This window comes from Paenibacillus violae (assembly GCF_032461945.1).
Classification (GTDB): domain Bacteria; phylum Bacillota; class Bacilli; order Paenibacillales; family NBRC-103111; genus Paenibacillus_E; species Paenibacillus_E violae.
In genome coordinates this window covers 1-25914 of sequence record NZ_JAWCUD010000005.1, presented here as the reverse complement: position 1 = coordinate 25914, position 25914 = coordinate 1, and the positions used below count along the sequence as shown (strand labels likewise).

Genomic DNA, 25914 nt, shown 5'->3' with positions numbered 1-25914 from the left:
ACCTTTCCCTTCTATCTCGCCGTCCAACCGCCATCAACAACCATGGAAGCCCCTGTCATAAAGCTGGACGCTTCCGATGCCATATAAATAATAGCCCCTATGATCTCCTCAGGCCTGCCCCAACGTCCCAAAGCAATATTTTCGATAAAAAAGCGATTGGCTTCCGGATTATTCATCACAACCGTATTCAGCTCCGTCGCAATCGGCCCCGGGCAAAGCGCATTCACCGTAATGTTATAAGGCGCCCATTCCAAGGCCAGCACCTTCGTTAGCTGAATAAGGCCGCCTTTACTGGAACAATAGGCTCCTCTTTCCGGCAGTGCGATGCTCCCCAGCATAGAGGACAGGTTGATAACTCTGCCGTAACGCTGGCTTTTCATCGTTTTGGCGACTGCGCGGGCACATAGATACGGCGCTTTTAAGTTCGTATTCTGAACGAGATCCCAGCTCGCTTCATCAAAATCTTCGATCGGCTTCCGCACATTAATCCCTGCATTGTTGATCAAAATATCAATCCGTCCGAACGCCTGGACGGAATCCGCAACCATCGCCTCAACCTGCTCGGCTATCGTAACATCCACCGCTAACCCAAGCGCCCGTCTGTCGGTTGACTCGGCAATCTCGCGTGCAGCCGCTTCCGCCTTCTCCTTCTCGCGGCTTGTCACGATCACATCAGCCCCAGCTTCTGCCAAAGCCTGAGCCATGACATAGCCAAGCCCCCGCGTCCCGCCTGTAATTAAAGCAACACGGCCATCTAATTTGAAGAGTTCCAAACTCATTGGACAGATTCCCCTTTCTCATCCAGTGTCAAAAGTATCTTCGCGATCTTCCCCGGATTCTTGATGAGCATGTCAAAACAAGCACTTCCACTTTCAAGCGGAGCCAGTTTTGTCCACGGCGACAAGCTGACACGCCCCTCGCTAATCCACTGAAGCGCTGTCTCGAAATCGTCCGAATGGTACGCGAAAGCCCCCGTCATCTGAATCTCGCTGCGGATTATTTGATTAATCGGCAGGCGGCTTGTGTCCTCGTGCAGACCGGTGAAAATGACCCGGCCCCCCGGGCGCACCGACTCCACGCAAGTTTGGCGGGTCAGCTCCATACCGACGGCATCAATGGCCGCATCGAAGGTATGCCCCTCCACAAGGCTGCTTACGCGAGTTACGGTTACGGCTCCAAGTTCCTTGGCAATTTCGAGTCGCTGTTCATTGATATCAACGACTACGACCTGCTGCAAGCCATACACCTTGGCTGCCTGTAGCGCCAGAAGACCGATTGGCCCCGCTCCCATAATCAAAAGGCGGTCGGTTGGCAGCGGTCTGAGCAGCTTGCAAATATGCACGGCACAGGCAAACGGCTCCGCGAAAGCGCCTTCATCAAAAGAAACGTGGTCGTCCAGCCGGTACACGTTCTTCTCCGCAATCGCGACATATTCAGCGAATGCTCCAGGGCGGTGCGCGCCAATTAATTGGCGCTCCGGGCACAGCTGGGCTGCCCCTGTCGTGCAGGCACGGCAGCGACCGCAGGATACGAGCGGGTTGGCCGTCACGCGATCCCCTTGGCGGAATCTAGCCTCCCCTTCACCACTTCCAACCTGTTCCACGATACCGGAGAACTCGTGACCCATAACGAGCGGCGGCTTGCGCAGCGAATTATGACCCAAGAAGCCGCTCAATTCCGAGCCGCAAATGCCCACCCGCTCCACGCGAATCAGCACCTCATTCGGCCCAGGGATCGGCTTTGCCACTTCCCTTATGTTCATGGTACTAGGCCCTTCATACACCAAAGCTTTCATGCACTATCCTCCTTTTTGGCAACATGCTTCGCCTCGCTTAGTCAATGCTTCTCGCGTTTTTCCCACCCTTGCTTGAACAGGGGGAGCCAGTGACCGGGATCATACGGATGTTTCGCAATCTCTTCCAGGTTAAGGTCAATGCCTAGACCAGGACCCTCAGGTGGCAGCAGATAGCCGCGGTCAACCTTCAGCGGAGGTGTAAGCAGGTGTTCTTCCCACGGCTCATTAAATTCGTCAAAAATTTCATGGATGAAGAAATTCGGCGTCGCCATATTCAAATGCGCGCAAACTACCGAGCAGATCGGCCCCTGAGCGCTATGCGGAGCTGTAACACCGCCATGCGCATGAACCATGCCGCATATTTGCTTGGAAGCGGAGATGCCGAGATATTGCGGCTCCAGTTGCACGATATGGACCGCATCATGCTGCAGCAGCTCGGCGAACTGTTCGCGATTGTAATAGTCCTCGCCGCAGGCAATCGGCACGGGACTGCGCTTCGCTACCTCGACCATGGAGGAGATCCGCTGCGGAGGCACCGGCGCTTCGAACCAGGTAGGCTCATACGGCAGCATTGCTTCTGCAAATTGAAGCGCTGTATGTACACTGAAGCGGTTATGGCCTTCAATGAGAAGGTCAACATCTGGACCTACCGCCTCACGAACCGCCGCGATAATGTCTAGTCCAATGCGAAAATCCTTCCTATCCACGGTACGCCAAGCGTTACCAAAAGGATCAAATTTTAGCGCCGTATAGCCTCTTGCGACAACGTCCTTTGCCTTCTCATGAAAGCTTTGCGGATCACGCGGTCCCCGGTACCACCCGTTCGCGTAGCAGCGCAGCTTTTCGTGGCATTTGCCGCCCAATAGCTTATACAGCGGGAGTCCAGCCTCTTTGCCGATAATATCCCAGCAAGCGGTTTCAATTGCAGCCAAGGCCGAGCCCTGGATTTGACCGCCATCCGAATAAACGTCGCGTGTCATTTTGAGTGCGATGGTTTCTACATCATGAACGTCCATCCCGATATACAGATGCTTCAGCTCATGAATAGCCGCTTCCACCGTTTTGGCGAACCCATTGAGGGTTCCCTCACCGATGCCATAAATGCCTTCCTTCGTATGCAGTTTGACGAAAAGCCAATTTTTCCATGAGTTCCCGACGATGAATGTCTCCACATTGGTAATGATCATTCCGCAACCTGTCCTTTCACTTTCCATAATAGAGAAGTAAGCGCCATTACAAGCTTTACAAGCTTTCATATGCATTGTAACAAATCCATTTGCCCTGATATTTGCCTAAAGGAGAAAACATGTTGGACTTTTCCGATAAACGACAAAGAAGAAGGCCGCTGAATGCGCTGGCCCTCCTATGTTGTGATTGTTCAATCAATTACTAATAGTGAAAAAAATTTATTTTATCTCTTTATCATCAAATCGGGCATATCCAGTGCCAGGGAAACGTTGCAAAGCATCCCCCGCGCCAAAAACATCGTCGTCCGCTCTTCAGCTTCTTGGAGTCCTGCCTCCTCAAAAGCCTGCATCACGAACTGCTTCACCTCATTCATCCCCCTCTTCATGACAGCACGGATGGGTGCTTCCTGGATCGTCTGTGCCTGCATCTGCAGCAAAATCTCATTTCTGTGCGATTCCGTAATCTCTTCGTAAGCGCGGATGAAGCCAAGTTCCAGCTGCTCTGGCGATGTAGTTTCCTTCACGCGCTGGAAAGCTTGAAGGATGCGTTGCCATGAGAGTTCCAGTGCAGCTTCCAGGAGCGACTCCTTGGTAAAGAATCGATACACATAAGGCTGCGAAATAGCAGCGCGTTCTGCAACTTGCGCAGTAGTCGCACGATAATAACCGAATTCGGCAAATACTTCGACAGCGGAATGAATAATATCATTGCGTCGATCGGTAGACGTTACACCTTTCACCATTGGCCGCGACCTCCTCATCTATTAAAAAGTCCGATTAGTGATTGGTCAATCACTAATCGGACCTAGTATATACCACAAAGTTGTAGATTGCAACTCTAACTTGCCGCTTTTACACCATGCCGCCGTTAATTCGGATGGTTTGGCCGGTGATCCAACGCGACTCTTCGCCGGCCAAGAAAAGCACGGCGCCTGCGATATCTTCCGGTTCTCCCAAACGGCCAAAGGCGTTTAAATTCGCGATCCCTTGAATCTGCTGCTCTGACTTACCGATGGTGAATAGTTCGGTATTTACAGGGCCTGGTGCTACCGCGTTAATCGTGATCCCCGCCGGTCCTAACTCTTTGGTGAGCTGGCGCGTAATCTGCTCAACGGCTCCCTTCGTGCCTGCATAAGCGCTATAGGTAGGAAACATCATCCCGGCAACGGATGTTGAGAAATTAATAATGCGGCCGCCTTTATTCATATACTTAAGCGCCTGCTGGATCGCAAAATAAGTGCCTTTTACATTGATGGCATACTGCTTGTCGAAGTCTTCTTCCGTCATGACAGCCAGCGGCTTTGTGATCATAATGCCTGCGTTATTGACAAGAATATCGATTTGACCGTACGCGGCTAATGTTGTCTGAAAAAGCTGCTCGATATCGGATACTCGGCTAATATCCGCCTGGACAGGCAAAGCTTCTCCGCCGTTTTGCTTAATGCTCGCAACCACTTCTTCGGCTTTAGTAGGATTGCTGGCGAAATTAATGACGACCTTCGCGCCATGCTTGGCGAGAAGCTCGGCTATCTCTCTTCCGATCCCTCTGGATGCTCCTGTTATGATGGCTACTTTCCCGGATAAGTTAGACATGCGATGATTCCTCCTCGTTACCTTCATTGTTTGGCTTATGAGTCTATTATATGTATAACGATAACAAATTACAACTGACAAAATTATATATCTGTCATTATACTTTCGACGGCTTATCCGCCGCTGTATGAAAAAAAGACCCAGCGGATAATTACTCCGCCAGGTCTTTCTATCACTTGCGAATCCCCGAAAGGATTAATTCCCACACCAGATCAAACTCTTGCTCAATCGTTGAAGTGGACCACTCATAGGCATGAGCGGGATGATGAAATCTCGTTGTTGCGAAAAAAATAGCTCTTGCCATAGCCTCAGGTTCGCCAGAACGAAACTCCTTCGCATTCACTCCATCTGCGATAATAGCCGTCATCTGACCGATTAGATGTTGGACATGCTCCGCAATCATTTCAACGGCATCCAAAGTCACCGCCGAGTACATGCCGAACATCTCCGGATCCTCGACAACATGCTTCCGTTTACTTTGGATCAGCGCCTGAAGCCATGTCCGCAGCCGCTCTGCAGCACTGCCATCCAATCGATCCGCAATCTCCTGCAGAGGTTCCGCAATCCTGTGCAGCCAACGCTCAGTCACGGCTTCGCGCAAAGCAGCTTTGCTCGGGAAGTGTCGATACAAGGTCCCGTGACTGACTTGCAGTGCTTTGGCAACATCTACGACAGATGTTTTCTCTGGGCCATAGCGTCGCAGAACCTGTTCCGCGGCTTCTAGAATTGCTTCCTTTGTTAAGGGTTGATCATTCGCCATATCGGTCTTCTCCCTAAGTATGATTCTCATCATAGCACAAGGAATAAACAAACTTAAAGTATCAACTATGGTTTTCTGTCATTTGTCTCAATGAATCCGTCAATCAAGCATAGATAACGTTGTATCTACAATGCCTTGCAGTTTCTCTGCATCTTCCGTCGTTTTGACCAGAACCCGCAGCCCAAGCAACGTATTATTTAAAAACTGCGCAAGCTTTCGAGCATCCTGCCCCGCGGCTATTTCTCCCGATTGTATACCGAGTTCAACAAGTTCTTGCAAGCGTGCCTCCGTCTTGGAAAAGCTCTCATTGACCTTAGCCGCAGCTTCCTCATCATGTATAGCGAGCTCCACAGCGGTGTTGACCATTAAACATCCGCGGGGGTTATCTTCTTTTTTACCAATCACTCGTTCAAAAATTTCTCTAATCGCCTTTTTCGGTGATGTATGCCCATCAGCATGGTAGATACGAGTACCGACCACTTCTTCGTAACGGTCAATCACTTTCATAAAGAGATCATGCTTGTCTCCAAAGGTATCATAGATGCTTCTACGATGGACGCCCATTTCCGTAACCAGATCCTGCATGGATGTTTTTTCATATCCTTTTTCCCAGAAAACGCCCATCGCTTTGCCCAGTACGGTATTCACTTCAAACTCTCTGCTCCTAGCCATACGCTACCTCCTTCATACAGAGATTAGTATAGCATTTTGATCCGGCTGACACCTACATCAGGTCTTTCAGACGATCCGCTGTGTACGGAATCAGCTCATTGTCGCGACCTTCGCGAATCTTTGCCGCCCAGGCCGGGTCTGCCAACATGGCGCGGCCGATTGCAGCCAGATCAAATTCCTTACGGTCAAGCCGCTCCACCAACTCGTCGATCATTTCGTGCTCATCTTTGTGGTCAAACGGCTCGGATTCAAGCCCCACCGAACCGACGGTGATGGTCGGCTTGCCGGTCAATTTCTTGGTCCAGCCTGCAAAATTCAGATCTGAGCCAGGGAACTCCGGCTCCCAGAAATGCCGGCTCGAGCAGTCGAATACGTCCACACCCGCTTCCACGAGCGGTGCCAGAAACTGAGCCAACTCCTCCGGTGATTTTGCCAGTTTGGCGCCATATGAACCTATTTTCCACTGCGAGATCCGCAGAATGATGAGAAAGTCAGGTCCGACCGCCTGTCGGCATGCTTCGATAATCTCAACTGCAAAACGCGTCCGTGCCACGAGACTGCCGCCATAGCGATCCGTTCTTTGATTCGTTTTTTCCCAGAAAAACTGATCAATCAAATAGCCGTGGCCCCCGTGCAGCTCAATACCATCAAAACCAATCCGCTTGGCATTGGCAGCGCCATTCGCATAAGCCTTAATGACGTCGGCAATCTCTGATTCCGTCATGGGCTCACCTGCTTTTTCCCCCATTAAGTCAATGCCTGAGGGGGAGATGGAAGCAGCCTCCAGATTCGGCTCTGAGCGAGTCCTCCTGGTAATCCCCACATGCCAAAGTTGGGAAATAATTTTCCCGCCTGCTGCATGCACTTCTTTCACAACATGAGTCCAGCCGTTTAGCGCATCTTCCCCATGCATGTGCGGGATGTTCGGGTCGCCTGTCGCAGCAGGATGGTCGATGACAGCTCCCTCTGTCACTATTAGACCGACTCCGTTCTCTGCGCGTCTACGGTAATAAGCAGCCACATCGGCCCCTGGTACGCCATTCGGAGAAAAGCTTCTTGTCATAGGAGCCATAACAATACGATTAGTTAAGGTAAGTTGGTTAAGTGTGAAAGGTTGAAATAACGGTTGAATGGATTGCTTTTGGCCAATACTCATGGGATCCCTCCATCTGTCGTGTTTCATCACGATCGTCACTGTTACCTTTTCCTTCGTTTAGCTTAATTATTTGTTAAGCTGCTGCTACAGCCGCCGCTTTTCTGCTGCGAATTCTCAGCGCTACAATCGCTGCAAGCAGACAGACGAAACCAGCGGCAACAAACGGCACCGTGTAGCTGCCGAGAAGTTCACGCAGGAAACCTGCGCCATAAGCTGCCGTAGAAGCGCCCGCTTGGTGAGCAACCAGAATCCAGCCAAAAACCATGCCTGCCTTCTCTTTACCAAATGCATCAGAGGTCAATTTCACTGTCGGTGGAACCGTTGCGATCCAGTCCAGTCCGTAGAACACTGCGAATACCGTAAGCTGCGTATAACCTGTACCAAGTGCATAAGGCAGGAAGATTAGTGATAAGCCGCGCAGTCCATAATACCAGAATAGCAGCCATCTGCTATCGAAACGGTCAGATAACCAACCGGAAAACGTAGTACCTACAAGATCAAATATTCCCATCAACGCGAGTAAGCTTGCAGCTGTGACAATGGGAATATTACTGTCTCCGCAGGCTGCGATTAGGTGTGTACCAATCAGTCCATTTGTTGAGAATCCGCAAAAGAAGAAGGTCCCCGCCAGCATCCAGAATGTCAGATTCTTCATCACGGAGAATAGTGTGCGGATCGGGGTAAGCAGCAAGTTCCCTTGGAAAGGCGCTGGCTTCACTATTTCCGTAGTACCAAATGGAGCTAAGCCTTTATCATAAGGATGGTTTCTCATCCAGATCGCAACGACTGGCAGCAGGATAAGAAGAGCCGCCATTATGACATAAACAGCATTACGCCAACCACTGTCACTCGTAATCTTGGCTAACAAAGGAAGGAAAAGCAATTGACCGGTTGCGGCACTCGCTGTAAGCATGCCGATTACCAACCCTTTGTGCTTCACAAACCAACGATTTGCAACTGTTATTCCCAAGACATTAGCCAAAGCTCCCGTACTAATACCGCCGAGTACCCCCCACAACAGGATAAGCTGCCAAACTGCCGTGATGAATGGTGTAAGCCCTAATGAAATCAGCATCAATATAATGGCGAAAACCATGGTTCGACGAACTCCGAATTTAGCCAGCATAGCGGCCGAGAACGGACCAATTAGCCCATATAATAAAATACGAATGGAGATAACGCCTGATATAGATGCTCGCGTCCAGCCAAATTCTGTTTCAAGCGACTGAATTAATACACTCGGAAAGGAACTTATGCCTGCCGAGACGAGCAATGATAGAAACACAATACCTATAACAACCCAGCCATAATAAAACTTGGAGAGTTTATTTTCCTTCAACATCTCTTTCACCCCTTCTGATTATTGAGAATGTCCATTCTCAAAATATAATCTGTATCTTACACTACAGGTTTCAATATTGTCAATGAAAAAAACATCCCGACGAATGGCTTCTTCATCAGGATGTTTTATGGGTCAACCTGCTGCCTTAGCGGTTAGTTCCGCACTGTCATATTTGCTTTCTTCTACTTGTAATAATCCATCCCTCGGCAGTAATCTTCTAACTAACCCTACAAATCCTCGTATCGTAAATAAAGTGAAATTGAGCGATGCAAAAGTATGCAAGACTGTCCATGAATTCCATTTGAATAATTTCGTTTTCTTTTCTAAAGCCCACTGCAACAGAGACATAGGGACACTAAAGAACAGGCTTCTGAGCATTAGCTCCGCCGGTTTGCTGTTATAAGTCACTCTTACCCAAATTACGCTTAATAGCGGGTAGAATAAAAAGTCGTAAAGAATATTTGTATCAAAAATTTTGGGGAACGGACGTGCTGGATAAGCAATGCTCTTCTTTTTAATAAAGTAGGAATCTAATGTAACCGCGAGCACACCTTTGGCAAAGAACACGATTAAGAGCATAAGCAAGTTTTTACGCTTCAAAACAAAGGGTACAGCTGCCACACAAGACAGAAACAGCATCCTTAATAATAATTTTTCCAACGTGATTACCTCCTCATAGAATAAATCTCTTAACCGTAGTGTGCTATCAAATGCGTATAAATATGAGTTGAGACAGAAATAGTTTTCACCATTAATGTTTAATGGGATGTAATTGTTGAATAATACCGTTTAAATTTGACGGAGTAAATCAATACATACACAACGAGTAGAGCGGCGACCGAATTTAGAACAACCAATGAGAAGTTCAAACTGAAAAATTGAGTCAGCACACCAACTCCTATAGGAGGAATGATGAACCCCGCATAGGCGCACAAATAAAAGGCTGAAATGACTCGTGGCCGTTCTTCTGGCTTAGGCAGTTGGCCGGCAAACCTTAAAGCGGCTTGAAACGACCATCCAGCGCCAATCCCTTGAATGAGCATGCCAGTCCCTAGTAAAAATAAATTTTCTTTCTGCCCGGAAAAAACAGTTATCCAAGGTCCGACGGCTAGGAAGACGATACCAATACGCATCCGTGTAACCGGATTTTGCAACCATGGGAAGAATTGCATCAAGCCGCCCACACCAAGAAGCATGAGCATTAACAATCCCGCTATAGAAAGGTTAGAAGTATGGATTACGCTTTTGACGAAAGAAGGAATGAGAGATAGTACAATTCCACCTAACATGAAAAAAATAAAGGCAGGAAGTCCGATTATTGAATAGAAGTGCGAACGAATATTGTTGGGAATACCCAGTGAAATCTTCGTTTTTGCCGGCTTCTCGGAATCTTCAGCTTTCGGTAACAGTTCTAGGAGTACTAAAGAAATTACTAACATGACAAGTAAAAACCAAAATGGCATACGCAGCGGCTGAATGTGTATATATTGCACAACTAAACCTGAAATAGCCGGCCCCATACCAAAGCCCAGATTAACAATTACGCCCGAGAACTTGATTGCTGTACTTATTTTCTTGGAAGAGGTCTGTTTTAATAGAAAAGCAGTGGCGGTACCTGTAAAAGCCCCATACGCGATCCCTTCGAGAATCCTTGCCGTATAGAGCATCCAGACGTTCTGGCTTACTATAAAGAGCAGCGTCGATATAATAGATATCCATATACTTATGCGAAGTACCCTTTTCAATCCCCATGAGTTCGCTTTGGCTCCCACAATAAGCAAGGTAGGCAGCAAAATAACGGCATATACCGCGAACAAAATGGTGATTTCCAGACTGCTCAAGTGATAATACTTCCCATATACAGGGAACAAGGATGATATAAAGGTAGCTCCGCATGACATCATAAGAATGATCCAGAGCATTTTTTTCATATTTCGTCTTTCTCCTCTCCATGACTAGTAATAGTTGAATATCGTATTATTATCCACCCACATCTCCAAAATCTCATATATGATAGAGACAGGTCTGTACCATATTCAATAACAAATAATACAGACAGATCTGTACCATGTCAATGGGTATTATGTACAGTCGTCTGAATGATCATGTTTACCTACTCAAATCTCTCCGCAGTTTAATCCTCTTCCGATCTTTAAAAAAGCCTTAGCCAACTACCGGCCAAGGCTATTTCCATAGAAGTGAATCGAAAAAGTTGACTCACGGTTAGTGCCCCATCATCATCGCGGGATCGGGATTTTCTCCGCCAGCGGTTCCTTCTTCTTTGAGTTTTTTCGGTTTTCGTAAAATGAGCGTCAGCACCACACCCGCAGTCGCAATGCACGCAGACAAGAAGAACGTGTCGCCGTAACCCTGCACAACCGCGTTCAGCGGGTTCGCTCCCGCTCCAGCACTTGCCGCGTACGATGTGATCTGCGATGTCAGGTAACCGGTCAAGCCTGCGACCGCAAACGAGACCACGACCTGCTGAGCGGCTGTTGTCAGCGGTGTGACACGGCTCACTAGGTTTCGAGGCGCAGAGTTCAGGACATGAGTATTTAACGGCATCATGGAGAAACCCATGCCCAGACCCATGATGCAGATGCAGAGGATGATAACCCACAGTGAGGTATTCACTGAGATGCCCGACAATATGAATAGAGCAACAGATACGGCAGCAAGACCGCCGAAGGCCAGGGGACGCGCACCGATTTTATCGAACAGCCGGCCGCTGATTGGCATTCCGATTCCTGCGAATATCGCCTGAGGCATCAGAATCCAACCCGTCTCAAGAGCCGTGTAGTGCATGACGCTTTGCAAATAAAGAGGCACAATCAACATTGCGCCAAACAACGCGAGCTGTACGATCCATGTCAAGATAATACTCCGTGTAAAGTCGGACGACCTGAATACTTTCAACTCTAGCAGCGGCTCCTTCTGTGACAGTTCTACGAAGATAAAGATAATCAGCGCTATACCTCCGACCGCCAAGCCCGTAATCGTTGAAGCTGAGGTCCAGCTAGTGCCTCCTTCGCTTACGCCGTATGCCAACATGGAGAAGGCAATCGGAGCGAGGCACATACCAAGAACGTCGAGATGTGGCGCCTTATGACGGACGGACTTCGGCAAATATTTATATCCGAGAATGAAGGCGATAATACCGATCGGCAGATTGATGATAAATATCCAATGCCAACTGACGGAATCGACCAACCAACCGGATAACACCGGGCCAAAAGCCGGAGCCATCAGCATGGGAATACCGAGCACACCCATGATGGATCCGCGGCGCTCTGGAGGCGCCAGCTTGAACACCATCGCCATCCCGATTGGGGATACCATGCCGCCTCCTAAGCCTTGAATGACACGGTATATGATTAGTTGTTCCGGCGTTTGCGCGATGCCGCACAGCACAGATCCGATCGTGAACAAGGCAATAGTAACCATAAAAATTTGCTTGGAGCCGAATTTATCGGTCATCCAGCCTGCAAGAGGGATAACAGCAGATAAGGCCAGCGTATAGCCGGTGACGGTCCACTGAATCGTCTTCAGATCGGTGTTAAAGTATTCAACAAGTTTTGGAATTGCATTATTGACCACTGTACTGTCTAGAATAACCATGATCATACCGACAATAATCGCCATGAGCGGCGGCAGAATGGCTTTTAGCGAGAAGTCGTTCCCTCCGGCCGTCGTTGGTTTTTCTTGCGTAGGAGCTGACATGGATCCCTGCTTTCTGCTCATCGAGCTCTAGATGATTGATAATCATGACTGAGGAACTATTCATTCTGTGTTGTTCGATAGACTCTGAGAAAGGGGCGTTGTTGGACTCTATTTTAATTTGTCAATTAAGCTATCGATTATACCTGAAAACAAAAAGAAACCATCACCTTTTCATAGGTAATGGTTTCTTTTTTTTGATATAAACATAGAAGATTTACTCCACTGTCACACTCTTCGCCAAATTCCGCGGCTTATCAACATCATTCCCACGCGCCAAGGACGCATAGTACGAAAGTAATTGCAGCGGAATAACCGACAATGCCGGAGAAAGAACATCCAGCGTTTTCGGAATCACAAACGTGCTGTCTACTGACTTCAGCAGCTCATGCTCGCCTTCAACAGCGATCCCAAGCACATTCGCACCGCGCGCTTTTACTTCTTTAATATTGCTAACCGTTTTCTCCAGCAGTTCAAGCTGAGTACCTAGCGCGATGACAGGAACGCCATCCTCAATCAGCGCTAGCGTACCGTGTTTCAATTCACCTGCCGCATAAGCTTCAGAGTGAATATAAGAGATCTCTTTCAGCTTCAGAGAACCTTCTAACGCTACTGCATAATCCAAACCTCTACCAATGAAGAAGAGGTTATCATGTTTCGCCATCTCTTCTGCTACAGCTTTCAGATCTTCCGCTTGTGCAAGAATTTCTTCAACTTGTTCCGGCAACTGTTTCAAAGCTGATATCATCTCAGCAATTTCCGACTCCGTTTGTGTACCAATTGTTTGTGCCAAATGAATACCAAGCAGATAGAAAGCAATCAACTGGGATGTGTAAGCTTTTGTCGATGCTACGGCAATCTCTGGTCCCGCCCAAGTTGTGATAATATCATCCGCTTCACGAGCAACCGAACTGCCGACTACGTTGGTAATCGCCATTACGTGCGCACCACAACGCTTTGCTTCACGAAGTGCTGCGAGCGTATCCGCTGTTTCACCGGATTGGCTAACAACAATCACAAGCGTATCCTTCGTGATAATTGGGGAACGATAACGGTATTCGGACGCAACATCCGTTTCAACCGGAATTCGTGCCATTTTCTCAATTACATATTTCCCAACCATCCCTGCATGATACGCCGTTCCACAGGCCACAATATGCACTCTACTGATGTTGCGTATTGCTTCCGCTGTGATCGACAGCTCATTTAACGTTACTGTACGCCCATCCGTTGCAATACGGCTTCCCATTGTGTCGCGATAAGCTTTAGGCTGATCGTAGATTTCTTTCAACATAAAGTGATCGAATCCGGCTTTTTCCGCCGTAACAATATCCCAATCGACATGAAACATTTCCCTGGAAATAAAATTCCCTTCCAAGGTCATTAATTCGACACCATCTCGCGTCAACAGCGCCATTTCGCCATCATTTAGAATAAACACATTACGCGTATATTCGAGGATAGCCGGGATATCGGAGCCAATGAAGTTCTCTCCTTCACCGATACCGATAATCAAAGGACTTGCTTGACGTACGGCAACTAGACGATCCGGTTCATACTCTGTTAAGACGCCCAATGCAAATGCGCCTGTCATTTGTTTTACGGCTTTTTGAACAGCTTTAAGGATATCTCCTTCGTATAGATCAGCAATGAGGTGTGAGATCACTTCTGTGTCTGTTTCGGAGACGAACTGGTGGCCTTTCGCGGTTAGCTCCTCTTTCAGAGCAATGTAATTTTCGATGATCCCGTTATGCACGACGGAGAACTTCATCGAATTATCCGTATGAGGATGTGAATTCACATCTGACGGCTTACCGTGCGTCGCCCAACGCGTATGTCCGATCCCAACGCTTCCGTTCAGAGGGGTTTCCTCAAGCTTGGATTCAAGATTCGCGATGCGGCCTTTTGCCTTCTTAATTTCCAGACCATTTGCTGTATACACGGCTACACCTGCAGAGTCATAGCCCCGATATTCAAGCTTTTTCAGCCCTTCCAGCAAAATTTCCTGAGAATTACGCTTTCCAATATAACCAACGATTCCGCACATAGTATAGTACCTCCATAGTTTTATGAGCCTATTCAACAAGGCTATTTTTCAAAGATCCAAATCCATATATTTAACGATTACCTATAAGTTCGCATGAAAAAGAAACGGACGTTGGATACTTGTCAGCCCGGTCGCCCAAGCGTTTTTGCTCTCCAACTTAACGGCATTCCTAATGCCGGAAGGTCCCCGCCGAATGTTTCGAACACCTTCACCTCGTCAACTCACCTGCGTAGTAGTAGTTTAGACTACATTCCCGTTCCGCCTGCGAGTTCTGGCGCTATTTGTAAATGATTAACCTCTACCCTGCCTTTCCTTCTTGAGTAAATACATCATATTCATTTTTCAGTCATCGTGCAACTTATTTTTTCTATCAAAATCCCCCTATTCGCCCAGAAAAGCACACATAAATGCTAAAAAGCGCGAAAGGGGAACCTCAATAAACTTCATCTTACCGAATCGTTATACCAATTGCTCTTGGATAACCTTCGCAATATCATGTACATAAGCCTCAACTTGCTCTTTATCCGGTCCTTCCGCCATAACACGGATTAAAGACTCTGTTCCCGAAGGGCGTACAAGAACCCGTCCGTTATCCCCAAGCTCTGCCTCCACCTTGCGAATAGCTTCTTCGACGACCGTATTATTCTTGAGCTTGCTCTTATCCGCTACACGAACATTAACGAGCAGCTGCGGGAATTTACGCATAATTCCTTTTAGCTCACTCAGTTTATGCCCTGACGCAACGATCGTGTTCACCAACTGTAAGGCTGTTAAAATGCCATCTCCCGTCGAGATGTAATCAAGGAAAATAACATGTCCGGACTGCTCTCCGCCTAAGTTATAGCCGCCTTTACGCATCTCTTCCATCACGTAGCGGTCGCCTACCGCCGTTTGCAATGCTTTAAGACCCGCTTTTTCAATCCCTTTAAAAAAGCCGATATTCGCCATCACCGTCGTCACAATTGTGCCGTGGTTGAGCTTGCCTGCGCGGTTCAGCGCATCTCCTAGAATGCTTAAGATGAAGTCTCCGTCGACTTCCTCGCCTTTCTCATCAATCGCGATCAAGCGATCCGCGTCCCCGTCAAAAGCAAGACCAATGGCTGCGCCATGTTTCACCACTTCTTCGCGAAGCTTCTCAGGATGCGTGGAGCCGCAATGATCGTTGATATTGCGGCCGTTCGGCTCAGCGCCGATGGTGATGACTTCCGCTCCGAGCTCGCGGAAGATCGCAGGAGCCAGCTCGAAGGCTGAGCCGTTCGCGCAGTCAAGAACAACTTTGTATCCGGTGAAAGACTCGGATACCGTCTCTTTCAAGAACGCCAGATAGGCTAGCTTCGCATCCGGGTCGTCTGAAACCGTCCCGATCTCGCCGCCAACCGGGCGAGGTAACTCGTCTACAGCTGCGTCAAGCAGCTGTTCAATCTCAAGCTCCGTCTCGTCCAGAAGTTTGAAGCCGTCGCCCCCAAAAAACTTGATCCCATTATCCTCAACCGGATTATGGGAAGCGGAGATCATAACGCCTGCATCCGCTCCGAGCTTTTTCGTTAAATAAGCCACCGCTGGTGTGCTTACAACACCAATGCGAATAACCTCAACACCAATAGATAGCAACCCTGCTACGAGGGATGCTTCCAACATCGGACCCGAAATCCGTGTATCTCTCCCGATCACGACTTTCGGATGCTTGGCCTGTCTTGTTAATACATACCCGCCACAGCGGCCTACCTTATAAGCTAATTCTGGTGTCAACTCGCCATTGGCGACGCCACGCACACCATCTGTACCAAAATATTTCCCCATGTCTCTTTTCTCCTCTTGTCTCATCCCATTATGGATTTGCTGCTTTTGGTGAAGCACTTGGTGATGCACTAGGTGCTCCATTTGCTGTTGTATTTGCTGCTGCTTTCTCGCTGATTTCTACAGTTGCTTTCACATCTTGCGGTGATCCAAGCTTGACATACGTTGGAAGGTTCAGAGTAACCTTCAGTTCGTGCTTCCCAGGCGGCAAATTACTTACATCCAGAATAGCTTGAACGTCCTGCACCTTTAATTGATCAATGATGGTAGGAGCTCCTTCAACCGTTATGTTCAGCTGCGCCGATTCCGGCGTCGTCACCTTCGTTACATAGTTTTCATTTGCACCGATGATAGTAATCGGGACATTCTCCAAAGCTCTGGTAATAGAAGGAACAATCTCTACTTTCACAGTAACTTTGGCGGGATCCAGTTGTGTTACTTTATTCCTCAAAGGAATGTCCAGTGAATATTCTTTTGTTTCCTTCTGATCTTGAATATTCAGCTGCGGACCCTGATAAAATTCCATCCGATCCACAACATCCTGAGTGCCATATACCGTAACTTTGTCTGGACTTTGCGTCACCATCGAAATAGCAAATCCTTTCGGCGGCTCTCCGCTTATCTTCAATTGCAGAGGTATCGTCTGGAACGGACTTGTTATCGGCACCTCAACATCCACGACAGGCGGATTCATATTCACAGTGACTTCTTTGCCTTCCTTATCAAAAGCCTGCAGCTTCACTTGCTTTGTTACGGCAGACTGCGCCTTATCCACGGAAACCTCGCCGCGCACATTCTCGATCTGCTCAAGCTTGCTTGTTTGCGCAGTAATGTACACTTTGTTAGGCTTCACAATCGGTTGGCCGGCTTTCAGCCCTGCTGATGGTGTGCCCTTGACGTTAATCACAACAGGCACTTCTTTCATTTGCAGCTCTTCAATGATCACGTGGACCGTTCTAGGAATGATTTGCACTTCGACATCCGTTGGAAACCCTACTGGCTTCAGCGCAAGCTGATGATCCCCTTTGCCTACTTGAGTTAGATCAAGCTCAATTTGATACGTATTGCTAGCTGTTACTTTCTTCACGGCAGACTCTTTCCCGCTAAGGATGATCTGCACATTCGCCGGCGACATCGACGAGATATGATAATGAGTTTCATCATATTTCGTTGTGATGGCCACATTATTAATCGTTTCTTCCCGTTGCCGGAGAGGTGAACTTCCCGATATATTCGTCTCCTCCATATGCACGACAACCCATAGCAAAATACTAATTACAAGCGCAACGATGCGCACCACATTCGTATTACGCAACCATTTATCCATTCGAACGCCCCCTCCATTTCAAGAAAGGGTTCTTCTCATTTGTTTTTGCCTTCGGCTTAAGCTCTTCGAACAGTTTCGCGATCAGGGATTCCTCTTTAATATCCCGTACAATGTGACCGTTCATCGTCAATGAGATCTGGCCGGTCTCCTCCGATACAATGATACACATCGCATCTGAGACCTCACTCATCCCAATAGCGGCCCGATGACGCGTGCCAAGCTCCTTGGAGATGAATGGATTTTCAGACAACGGCAAGTAGCAGCCCGCGGCCATTAATTGCCCTTGACGTATAATAACCGCTCCGTCATGTAACGGCGTATTCGGAATAAAAATATTGATCAACAGCTCTGCGCTGATTTTACTCTCTATGGCAATACCGGACTCCACGTAATCCGTCAAACCGGTTTCTTTCTCGAACACAATCAAGGCCCCTATCTTTCTTTTGGCCAAATAATTCGCAGCCCGTATGACTTCACTAATCCGTTTGTTTACGTCCTGATCCTCTTCGCTTGAGGAGCGACTAAACAGCTTCCCGCGGCCTAATTGTTCCAAGGCTCGTCTAAGCTCGGGTTGAAAAATAATAATAACGCCCAATACCCCAAACGTAAAGGTTTGATTCATCATCCACTGCAGCGTACTGAGTTTAAACCAAATACTAAATACCCATGTAATGACGACAACAAGAATACCCTTCATGAGCTGAATGGCCCTTGTCCCACGAACTAACAGGATTAATTTATAAATCACATAGCTAACGATCAGAATATCAACGATATCCTTAGCCGAGATGCTCGTGAGTAAGTCCATTTATTATTCTCCCCCAGGCGACTGAACACAGTGATCTCTCTATACCTAGAATCATAACATAATCCTAAGTATACTTCTATTTTTCTCTCTTTATCTGAGTGTTTCCCAGTTGATTTGGTTCAATGTACCTAAAAAAAAAACGCCCCCTTCGGCTCAAAGCCAACGGCAGACGTTTCAAGCTAATTCGAGAGCATCCCTACGAACTCGCCTAATTTATACCAAACCCAACCAATTGCTTCATTCACCTGTGTAACCTGACCCGATATATGCGCGGTTGACGCCAAATTCAGTGTGCCATCGATAACAGTTAAATTACCTGTTACATCGCCTTCCACCTTCAAGGTTCCCCGCTGCACAACGAGATCTCCTTGCACAGTATGACCCTGCGGTACAATGACCGTATCCCCTTGGATAACTACATCCTGCAGGTTGCTTCCTTTGACCATCAAATTCGTATCATCATTCCACATGGACATGAAGCTACCGAACATAACGGCGCCGAAAACGACAGCCACAGATCCAGCAGGATGCCTGCGAATGAAGTCCATCCAGCCGTTTCTTTGCTTCATTGGAGGCAGTCCGCTCATAATCTGATCTGTCAGCGTATCAGAAGCTCTTAGTGGTGGCAGCATTCTAACTAGCGCATCTGTTTTCTCTAATTGTTTGAATAACGCATGACAGGCCTGACAAGCAATCAGATGTTCTTTTAATAGCCGAGAATCCGATCCTTGCAAATCACCGTCTAGATATTCATGTATGAGCGGGAGGGCTTCTTTGCAGTTCACCGGGCAGCCACCCCTTTCTTAGACTTTTGCATGTTGTGATATACCATACGTTTCGAATTTAAATATGTTTCACCTTGGAACAGGATTTGTATTGGCATCTTGTTCCTCCTGTTCTAACCGTTTGCGTAAATACTCTCGGCCACGGTGTACTCGTGTTTTGATCGTTGTTACGGGCATATCAAGTACCTCAGAGATCTCCTGAAGAGACATATCCTGCAAATAGCGCAAAATGACGATTGATTTATATTTTTCCGGTAAGGTATCAATCGCTCTACGAATCTGCTCCTGCGTCTCGGACACGATTATTTGTTTCTCAGGCGTGTCTTCAAGACTTGGCAGCATCGTATAATAATCATTGCCTTCTCCGTCCGGCATTTCCGCGTCTAATGAATACGTATTCTTTCTTCTACGCAGTTTATCGATACACAGATTCGTCCCAATTCGAAAAATCCAAGTTGAAAACTTCTGATTCTCATCATATCGGTGCAAATTCGTATATACGCGCAAGAACGTTTCCTGCACCGCATCCTCGGCCTCTTGTTTGTTATTCAGCATACGGTAAGCCAAGTGAAAGATCTTATCCTTATAGAGCTCTACAAGCTCCGCAAAAGCATTTCGATCCCCATTTCTGGCCAGTTTAGCCAGACGTGCTTCAACAAAATTCAATTCGTTTTCCTCCGGCTTCTTAGGCAATTCGACTCTTTTCTAATACATACGCAAAAATTACGTCTTGTTTTCAGAAATTAAGATTCCAACCAAAATTAAACCCATCCCTATCCATTATAACCCATTTGCCGGCTCCACAATAATGAAAAACGCAGCGATAATCGCCACAGGAAGCTCAACCGAACCTAACATCCCCACATGTGTGCTGCCGATTCGCGGAAAACAGATCTTGTATAGAACAAGAAAAGTCGAGCTGCGCTCGATATACGAGGCCCCCGACTTTATCATCCTGTTTATACACTTATGCACTCTATAGTATCAGCCAGTGTTTCTCAGCCCAGCTGCAATGCCGTTAATTGTAAGCAGCACTTCACGCAGCAGAATTGCATCGTCTTCATTATTTTCACGCAGGGCACGAAGCTCTGTAAGCAGTTCAACCTGCATATAGCTCAGTGGATCAACGTAAGGGTTACGAAGGCGAATTGACTCTTGAATAACAGGTACATTATCCAAAATTTCTTGCTGCCCTGTAATCTGCAAAATGATCGAAGAAGTTAATTCATATTCTTCCCTAATGAGGTTGAAAATACGCTCTGCAATCGCCGATTCCTTCACTAAATTCCCGTATTCTTTCGCAATTTGCAGATCCGCTTTGGCAAGCGCCATTTGCAGATTATCAATCATTGTACGGAAGAAAGACCAATCTTCATACATTTCTTTTAAAGTCTCTAGATTCGCTGCATTTCCTTGATAAAAGCTTTGCAGACCTGTGCCTGCCGCATACCATGCAGGAAGCAAATAACGAGTTTGCGTCCATGAGAATACCCACGGAATCGCACGCAAATCTTCGAATCTGTCGCTATTTTTACGCTTGGATGGACGTGAACCGATATTCAGCTCGCCAATCTCAGGCAGCGGTGTGGATTCTTTGAAGAACGTTAAGAAGTCTTCGTCCCGGAAAATGAGATCCTGATATTTCGTCTGTGCTTGCTCCGAAATACCTCGCATAATCGTCTCCCACTTGTCTTCTTGTGGAAGTCTTTGTGGGGAAAGCGATAGTTTGGACGCTGTAATTAAAGCAAAAGTCGCCTGCTCTAAGCTGCGATAAGCAATCCCTTGCAAGGAATAGCGAGAAGATAATACTTCCCCTTGCTCTGTGATCTTGATACCGCCGCCAAGCGTTTCTACCGGCTGTGCAAGAATACTGCGGTTAAGCGGCATTCCGCCGCGCCCCAGTGCGCCCCCACGGCCATGGAAGAACTTCAGCTTCACGCCAAATTTTTTCGCTGCTTCAGTGATATCCTGAAGCGCCATACGAAGCTCCCAGTTTGCTGTAATTACTCCGCCGTCTTTATTGCTGTCGGAGTACCCAAGCATGATTTCGTGAAGCTGAGTATCCGGATCAAGGCTGTCTCGGTAAGCAGGAATTGCTAACAGTGTGCTCATAATGCCTGGTGCCGCATGCAAGTCGTCAATCGTCTCAAATAAAGGTACCGATTGAAGCGTACTTGTTACTCTGCCATCGTTCTCTTTGCGATATAGGCCTGCTTCTTTCGCAAACACTACAACTTCCAAAAGATCACTAGCACCCTGTGTCATACTAATTAGGTAGCTATTGATACAATTGCGTCCAAACTCCTTCTGCGCTTCGCCTACCGTACGGTAAACATCTAAACACTCCTTCGTACCTTCGGAGTAATCCAGGTAAGTTGAAGTGATTGGTCTTGGATCATTCAATACATCTGTCAGAAGCGAGATTTTCTCTTCTTCAGAGAGCTTACTGTAGTCACTCGTAATGCCCATTTTCGCTAAAATCTCTGTCATCGCCGATTCATGCTCTTTACTGTGCTGTCTGATATCTAGAGCAGCTAAGTGGAAGCCGAACAGTTCAACTTGGCGGATCAGCTTTTTAATATATTTGTCAGCTACGTAATCCGCAAAATGCGATCTCAAGCTAGCATCAATAATTTGCAGATCACTAATAAATTCGTCAGGGCTGTTATATTTCTGGCTTGTCGGCACATTAGAGTTGCCCGTGTTATGCACCTTTTCGATCATATATGTTGTTTTGATACGGTAAGGCTCTTTCTCATTGCGCCATACATCCTGCACATTACCAAGTGCTACGCGGTCGCATTGAATGGACTCCAATAAGGCATCGCTAACCGTCACAATATTTTTGCTGAAGCTCATGTGCTCTAGAGTTTCCTTAAGAACCTCTTCATACTTTTGCAAAGCCAGTTGACGGTGCAATCCTAGCGTTTCCCATGTTACATTCGCTCTCACAGATGGATTACCATCACGGTCGCCACCAATCCATGAACCGAATTTCAAGAAAGATGGCACGTGCCATGTATCCTGCGGGTAATATTTATTTAAGCAGCGTTCAAGCTCATGATAAACCTCCGGCAGCACATCGAACAAAGTTTCGTCAAAATAGTACAACCCATTGCGAACCTCATCGATGACCGTCGGTTTACGATCACGCAGCTCGTCCGTTTGCCATAGATTCAGAACTTCTCCAAGCAGCTTCTCACGCAGTTGTTCACGCTCACGGGAAGTTAGCATCGGATTATCCAGCTTCATCATATCTTCCGAAATACGCAGATTAATATCAAGTACGGCTCTACGCATTGCTTCCGTAGGATGAGCAGTCATGACAAGTTCTAAAGAGATAGATTTAAGAATTTCTTGTACTTCTTCAAAAGGGATATGATTGTTTCTTAGTTCCTGAACAATGCTCTCTATGGAACCAGGCTGCACGGACTCACCCGAGGAACGCTCGTAGTCTCTTTTACGGCGAATCCGATGATTCTGCTCAGCAATGTTAACTAGTTGGAAGTAAATAGCAAATGCTCGGATCACTTGATGGCGAATTTCCGGATCAAGCGAAGAAATCGTTTCTTTGAACTCATCATAGATTTCAATGACATAGTGTGCTCTTAAAGACTTACTCATCTCACGAATTTTCTCGACAACATCGAGGAGATCATTGCCGCCCTGATGTACCAGAACTTCACCTAGTATGTGCCCCAAGAAGCGTACGTCCCTGCGAAGCAGATTATTCGTTCCTTGCTTTTGTAGGCCGATTACATTCTCTAACATAACTCTCCACCTCATCTATTCACTATGTTGCATTAATGCTTCTCTCTATAAAAGCTAAACGTTATAAAAACTCATTTCAGAATATTTTACCACAATCCGCTCTTTGCACATAGTAGTAAAATAAAAAAAGACCTAATTAGGCTGTGGTAATTAATGTATGTGCGAAGTACTTTACATGTCTTTTCCCTTCTTGGAAATAAAAAGAAGCCGCCCTAGGCGACCCTTTCTTATATCTCTCGCTCTCTATAAACATGCTTTCTCAGAAGAACCTAAGCTATGCATTTGTTAACGGAACTACAGGCCTCTATTTAGCTAGAGAACCTTACATCCGTCCCTCGTAGGGAACTATGGAACGCTATTTCGTCAATTTCAGTTAATATACTTGCTCTTGGGGCAAATAAAGCCCTATAGTTCCCCCTAATTGGGAATTACGCTGATTTGCTTGAAATAGCGGACTCCAGTTCCCTTTCTCCTCTCCTAACTGCATTAAATCCTCATCAATCATACTTCTCCTTACCAGGCGCAAAAAAAAAAGCCACCCGAAGGTGGCTTTCTCTTTTTGTGAAGCGGGTGATGGGAATCGAACCCACGCTACCAGCTTGGAAGGCTGAAGTTCTACCATTGAACTACACCCGCGCGTATATCGGGATGACACGATTTGAACATGCGACCCCCTGCTCCCAAAGCAGGTGCTCTACCAAGCTGAGCTACATCCCGATACGGTATAACTAATAAAAAATGGCGCGCCCTGAGAGATTCGAACTCCCGACCTTTTGATTCGTAGTCAAATACTCTATCCAGCTGAGCTAAGGGCGCTTAAAATATGGAGCGGAAGACGGGGATCGAACCCGCGACCCTCGCCTTGGCAAGGCGATGCTCTACCGCTGAGCCACTTCCGCAGGGTACCTCAGGAGTATAAATACTGCTGAGGATTTAATGCGCGTAGAGGGACTTGAACCCCCACGGTCGCCCGCTAGATCCTAAGTCTAGTGCGTCTGCCAATTCCGCCATACGCGCATGTTCTAAATAAGGCAAATGGTGAGTCATGTAGGATTCGAACCTACGACACCCTGATTAAAAGTCAGGTGCTCTACCAACTGAGCTAATGACTCATAAAAGAAACTGGGGATCAAGGATTTGAACCTTGGCATGACGGAGTCAAAGTCCGTTGCCTTACCGCTTGGCTAATCCCCAATAATAACATGCCGTCGAGAGGACTTGAACCCCCAACCTACTGATTACAAGTCAGTTGCTCTACCAGTTGAGCTACAACGGCATATACAGTTAATGGTGGAGGCTGACGGGATCGAACCGCCGACCCTCTGCTTGTAAGGCAGATGCTCTCCCAGCTGAGCTAAGCCTCCATGGGAAATACGTAATGGTGACCCGTAGGGGACTCGAACCCCTGTTACCTCCGTGAAAGGGAGGTGTCTTAACCACTTGACCAACGGGCCTTACAAAAAACTACTGGAGCTTCCAACCGGAATCGAACCGGTGACCTCATCCTTACCATGGATGCACTCTACCGACTGAGCTATGGAAGCAATGGCTCCCCGAACAGGACTCGAACCTGTGACAACTCGATTAACAGTCGAGTGCTCTACCAACTGAGCTATCAGGGAATACTGCTTGGCAACGTTCTACTCTCCCAGAACCCTGCGGTTCAAGTACCATCGACGCTGGAGGGCTTAACGGTCGTGTTCGAGATGGGAACGCGTGGATCCCCTCCGCCATCATCACCAAACAGTCAAAGCGTGTTTGCGCCTTGAAAACTAGATACGAAACTTGCGTAAAGGTTTGATTCTTAGGTTTATTGGTTAAGCCCTCGACCGATTAGTATTCGTCAGCTGCATACGTTGCCGCACTTCCACCTCGAACCTATCAACCTCGTCGTCTACAAGGGGTCTTACATACTGGGAAATCTCATCTTGAGGGGGGCTTCGCGCTTAGATGCTTTCAGCGCTTATCCCCTCCGTACATAGCTACCCAGCGGTGCCTCTGGCGAGACAACTGGTACACCAGCGGTACGTCCATCCCGGTCCTCTCGTACTAAGGACAGCTCCTCTCAAATTTCCTACGCCCGCGACAGATAGGGACCGAACTGTCTCACGACGTTCTGAACCCAGCTCGCGTACCGCTTTAATGGGCGAACAGCCCAACCCTTGGGACCTACTTCAGCCCCAGGATGCGATGAGCCGACATCGAGGTGCCAAACCTCCCCGTCGATGTGGACTCTTGGGGGAGATAAGCCTGTTATCCCCAGGGTAGCTTTTATCCGTTGAGCGATGGCCCTTCCATTCGGTACCACCGGATCACTAAGTCCGACTTTCGTCCCTGCTCGACTTGTAGGTCTCGCAGTCAAGCTCCCTTATGCCTTTGCACTCTGCGAATGATTTCCAACCATTCTGAGGGAACCTTTAAACGCCTCCGTTACATTTTAGGAGGCGACCGCCCCAGTCAAACTGCCCACCTGACACTGTCCCCATACCGGATCACGGTACCAGGTTAGAACTCCGATACGATCAGGGTGGTATCCCAACGGCGCCTCCACCCAAGCTGGCGCTCAGGCTTCAAAGGCTCCCACCTATCCTGTACAGATCGTACCAAAGTCCAATATCAAGCTGCAGTAAAGCTCCATGGGGTCTTTCCGTCTTGTCGCGGGTAACCTGCATCTTCACAGGTATTAAAATTTCACCGGATCTCTCGTTGAGACAGCGCCCAAGTCGTTACGCCATTCGTGCGGGTCAGAATTTACCTGACAAGGAATTTCGCTACCTTAGGACCGTTATAGTTACGGCCGCCGTTTACTGGGGCTTCAATTCATAGCTTCGGGGTTACCCCCTAACCACTCCTCTTAACCTTCCAGCACCGGGCAGGCGTCAGCCCGTATACTTCGCCTTGCGGCTTCGCACAGACCTGTGTTTTTGCTAAACAGTCGCTTGGGCCTTTTCACTGCGGCCCCCTCGGGCTATTCACCCTACCGAGGCACCCCTTCTCCCGAAGTTACGGGGTCATTTTGCCGAGTTCCTTAACGAGAGTTCTTCCGCGCGCCTTAGAATTCTCTTCTCACCCACCTGTGTCGGTTTGCGGTACGGGCACCTTCGCCTGGCTAGAAGCTTTTCTTGGCAGTGTGAAATCATGACCTTCGGTACTTAAA

At 47.6% G+C, this 25914-nt stretch carries 20 protein-coding genes, 12 tRNA genes and 2 rRNA genes; all 34 read right to left on the bottom strand.

The annotated features are described in order from the left end of the window. Positions 1–11: 11 nt before the first annotated feature. Positions 12–779: an SDR family NAD(P)-dependent oxidoreductase gene (locus RQP52_RS16120; RefSeq protein WP_315952811.1), complete on the bottom strand. Its 768-nt coding sequence runs from the start codon at positions 777–779 to the stop codon at positions 12–14. Beyond that, positions 776–1795: a zinc-dependent alcohol dehydrogenase gene (locus RQP52_RS16115; protein ID WP_315952810.1), complete on the bottom strand. Its 1020-nt coding sequence runs from the start codon at positions 1793–1795 to the stop codon at positions 776–778. The genes RQP52_RS16120 and RQP52_RS16115 overlap by 4 nt, the downstream gene beginning before the upstream one ends. A gap of 41 nt (positions 1796–1836) precedes the next feature. Further along, complete coding sequence (locus tag RQP52_RS16110; RefSeq protein WP_315952809.1) at positions 1837–3051, bottom strand: mandelate racemase/muconate lactonizing enzyme family protein; 1215 nt, start codon at positions 3049–3051, stop codon at positions 1837–1839. Between the two features lie 155 nt (positions 3052–3206). Then, positions 3207–3725 carry a TetR/AcrR family transcriptional regulator gene (locus RQP52_RS16105; protein ID WP_315952807.1) on the bottom strand — a complete coding sequence of 173 codons (519 nt, stop codon included), beginning with the start codon at positions 3723–3725 and terminating at the stop codon, positions 3207–3209. 109 nt (positions 3726–3834) lie between these two features. Continuing rightward, entirely contained in the window at positions 3835–4575 is a 741-nt protein-coding gene (locus RQP52_RS16100) for an SDR family oxidoreductase (protein ID WP_315952806.1), read from the bottom strand. A 172-nt stretch (positions 4576–4747) separates the two neighbouring features. Beyond that, on the bottom strand, positions 4748–5335 hold the full coding sequence (locus RQP52_RS16095) for a TetR family transcriptional regulator (protein WP_315952805.1): 588 nt from the start codon (positions 5333–5335) through the stop codon (positions 4748–4750). Positions 5336–5434: 99 nt separating this feature from the next. Next, positions 5435–6007, bottom strand: coding sequence for a TetR/AcrR family transcriptional regulator (locus tag RQP52_RS16090; protein ID WP_315952803.1), 573 nt, complete (start codon positions 6005–6007; stop codon positions 5435–5437). Positions 6008–6059: 52 nt separating this feature from the next. After that, positions 6060–7163: an NADH:flavin oxidoreductase gene (locus RQP52_RS16085; protein ID WP_315952802.1), complete on the bottom strand. Its 1104-nt coding sequence runs from the start codon at positions 7161–7163 to the stop codon at positions 6060–6062. 73 nt (positions 7164–7236) lie between these two features. Beyond that, positions 7237–8505 (bottom strand): MFS transporter, encoded by a 1269-nt coding sequence (locus RQP52_RS16080; protein ID WP_315952801.1) that lies wholly within the window; start codon positions 8503–8505, stop codon positions 7237–7239. Positions 8506–8637: 132 nt separating this feature from the next. Continuing rightward, positions 8638–9165, bottom strand: coding sequence for a CBO0543 family protein (locus RQP52_RS16075; RefSeq protein ID WP_315952798.1), 528 nt, complete (start codon positions 9163–9165; stop codon positions 8638–8640). Between the two features lie 98 nt (positions 9166–9263). Then, complete coding sequence (locus RQP52_RS16070; RefSeq protein WP_315952797.1) at positions 9264–10436, bottom strand: MFS transporter; 1173 nt, start codon at positions 10434–10436, stop codon at positions 9264–9266. Positions 10437–10728: 292 nt separating this feature from the next. Next, a complete protein-coding gene (locus RQP52_RS16065) occupies positions 10729–12225 on the bottom strand; it encodes an MDR family MFS transporter (RefSeq protein ID WP_315953113.1) in 1497 nt (498 codons plus the stop codon). A 214-nt stretch (positions 12226–12439) separates the two neighbouring features. Beyond that, entirely contained in the window at positions 12440–14269 is a 1830-nt protein-coding gene (gene glmS / locus RQP52_RS16060) for a glutamine--fructose-6-phosphate transaminase (isomerizing) (protein ID WP_315952795.1), read from the bottom strand. 459 nt (positions 14270–14728) lie between these two features. Then, on the bottom strand, positions 14729–16069 hold the full coding sequence (gene glmM, locus RQP52_RS16055) for a phosphoglucosamine mutase (RefSeq protein ID WP_315953112.1): 1341 nt from the start codon (positions 16067–16069) through the stop codon (positions 14729–14731). Between the two features lie 28 nt (positions 16070–16097). Continuing rightward, positions 16098–17393 carry a CdaR family protein gene (locus RQP52_RS16050; protein WP_315952793.1) on the bottom strand — a complete coding sequence of 432 codons (1296 nt, stop codon included), beginning with the start codon at positions 17391–17393 and terminating at the stop codon, positions 16098–16100. After that, positions 17386–18201, bottom strand: coding sequence for a diadenylate cyclase CdaA (gene cdaA / locus RQP52_RS16045; RefSeq protein WP_127456697.1), 816 nt, complete (start codon positions 18199–18201; stop codon positions 17386–17388). Before cdaA ends, RQP52_RS16050 begins: the two co-directional genes overlap by 8 nt. A gap of 179 nt (positions 18202–18380) precedes the next feature. After that, positions 18381–18986 carry a zf-HC2 domain-containing protein gene (locus RQP52_RS16040; RefSeq protein ID WP_315952790.1) on the bottom strand — a complete coding sequence of 202 codons (606 nt, stop codon included), beginning with the start codon at positions 18984–18986 and terminating at the stop codon, positions 18381–18383. Between the two features lie 69 nt (positions 18987–19055). Further along, positions 19056–19652, bottom strand: coding sequence for an RNA polymerase sigma factor SigW (gene sigW / locus RQP52_RS16035; RefSeq protein WP_315952789.1), 597 nt, complete (start codon positions 19650–19652; stop codon positions 19056–19058). 114 nt (positions 19653–19766) lie between these two features. Continuing rightward, the gene (locus RQP52_RS16030; RefSeq protein WP_315952788.1) at positions 19767–19940 is read right to left on the bottom strand and encodes a hypothetical protein; all 174 of its coding nucleotides are present in this window, start codon (positions 19938–19940) and stop codon (positions 19767–19769) included. 30 nt (positions 19941–19970) lie between these two features. Continuing rightward, positions 19971–22757, bottom strand: coding sequence for a phosphoenolpyruvate carboxylase (gene ppc / locus RQP52_RS16025; RefSeq protein WP_315952787.1), 2787 nt, complete (start codon positions 22755–22757; stop codon positions 19971–19973). A gap of 565 nt (positions 22758–23322) precedes the next feature. Further along, a tRNA-Gly gene (locus tag RQP52_RS16020) sits at positions 23323–23393 on the bottom strand. Positions 23394–23400: 7 nt separating this feature from the next. Then, a tRNA-Pro gene (locus RQP52_RS16015) sits at positions 23401–23474 on the bottom strand. Positions 23475–23496: 22 nt separating this feature from the next. Continuing rightward, a tRNA-Arg gene (locus tag RQP52_RS16010) sits at positions 23497–23573 on the bottom strand. A gap of 8 nt (positions 23574–23581) precedes the next feature. After that, a tRNA-Gly gene (locus RQP52_RS16005) sits at positions 23582–23656 on the bottom strand. Positions 23657–23694: 38 nt separating this feature from the next. Continuing rightward, positions 23695–23774 (bottom strand) — tRNA-Leu (locus RQP52_RS16000). Positions 23775–23793: 19 nt separating this feature from the next. Then, positions 23794–23869: transfer RNA gene (locus RQP52_RS15995), tRNA-Lys, on the bottom strand. Between the two features lie 10 nt (positions 23870–23879). After that, positions 23880–23951, bottom strand: a tRNA-Gln gene (locus tag RQP52_RS15990). Between the two features lie 9 nt (positions 23952–23960). Next, positions 23961–24033: transfer RNA gene (locus RQP52_RS15985), tRNA-Thr, on the bottom strand. A 12-nt stretch (positions 24034–24045) separates the two neighbouring features. Beyond that, positions 24046–24121: transfer RNA gene (locus tag RQP52_RS15980), tRNA-Val, on the bottom strand. 15 nt (positions 24122–24136) lie between these two features. After that, positions 24137–24211 (bottom strand) — tRNA-Glu (locus RQP52_RS15975). 14 nt (positions 24212–24225) lie between these two features. Then, positions 24226–24301, bottom strand: a tRNA-Thr gene (locus RQP52_RS15970). Between the two features lie 2 nt (positions 24302–24303). Then, positions 24304–24379, bottom strand: a tRNA-Asn gene (locus RQP52_RS15965). A gap of 5 nt (positions 24380–24384) precedes the next feature. After that, positions 24385–24501: ribosomal RNA gene (gene rrf, locus RQP52_RS15960) — 5S ribosomal RNA — on the bottom strand. 69 nt (positions 24502–24570) lie between these two features. Further along, positions 24571–25914: ribosomal RNA gene (locus tag RQP52_RS15955) — 23S ribosomal RNA — on the bottom strand; the annotation flags it as partial.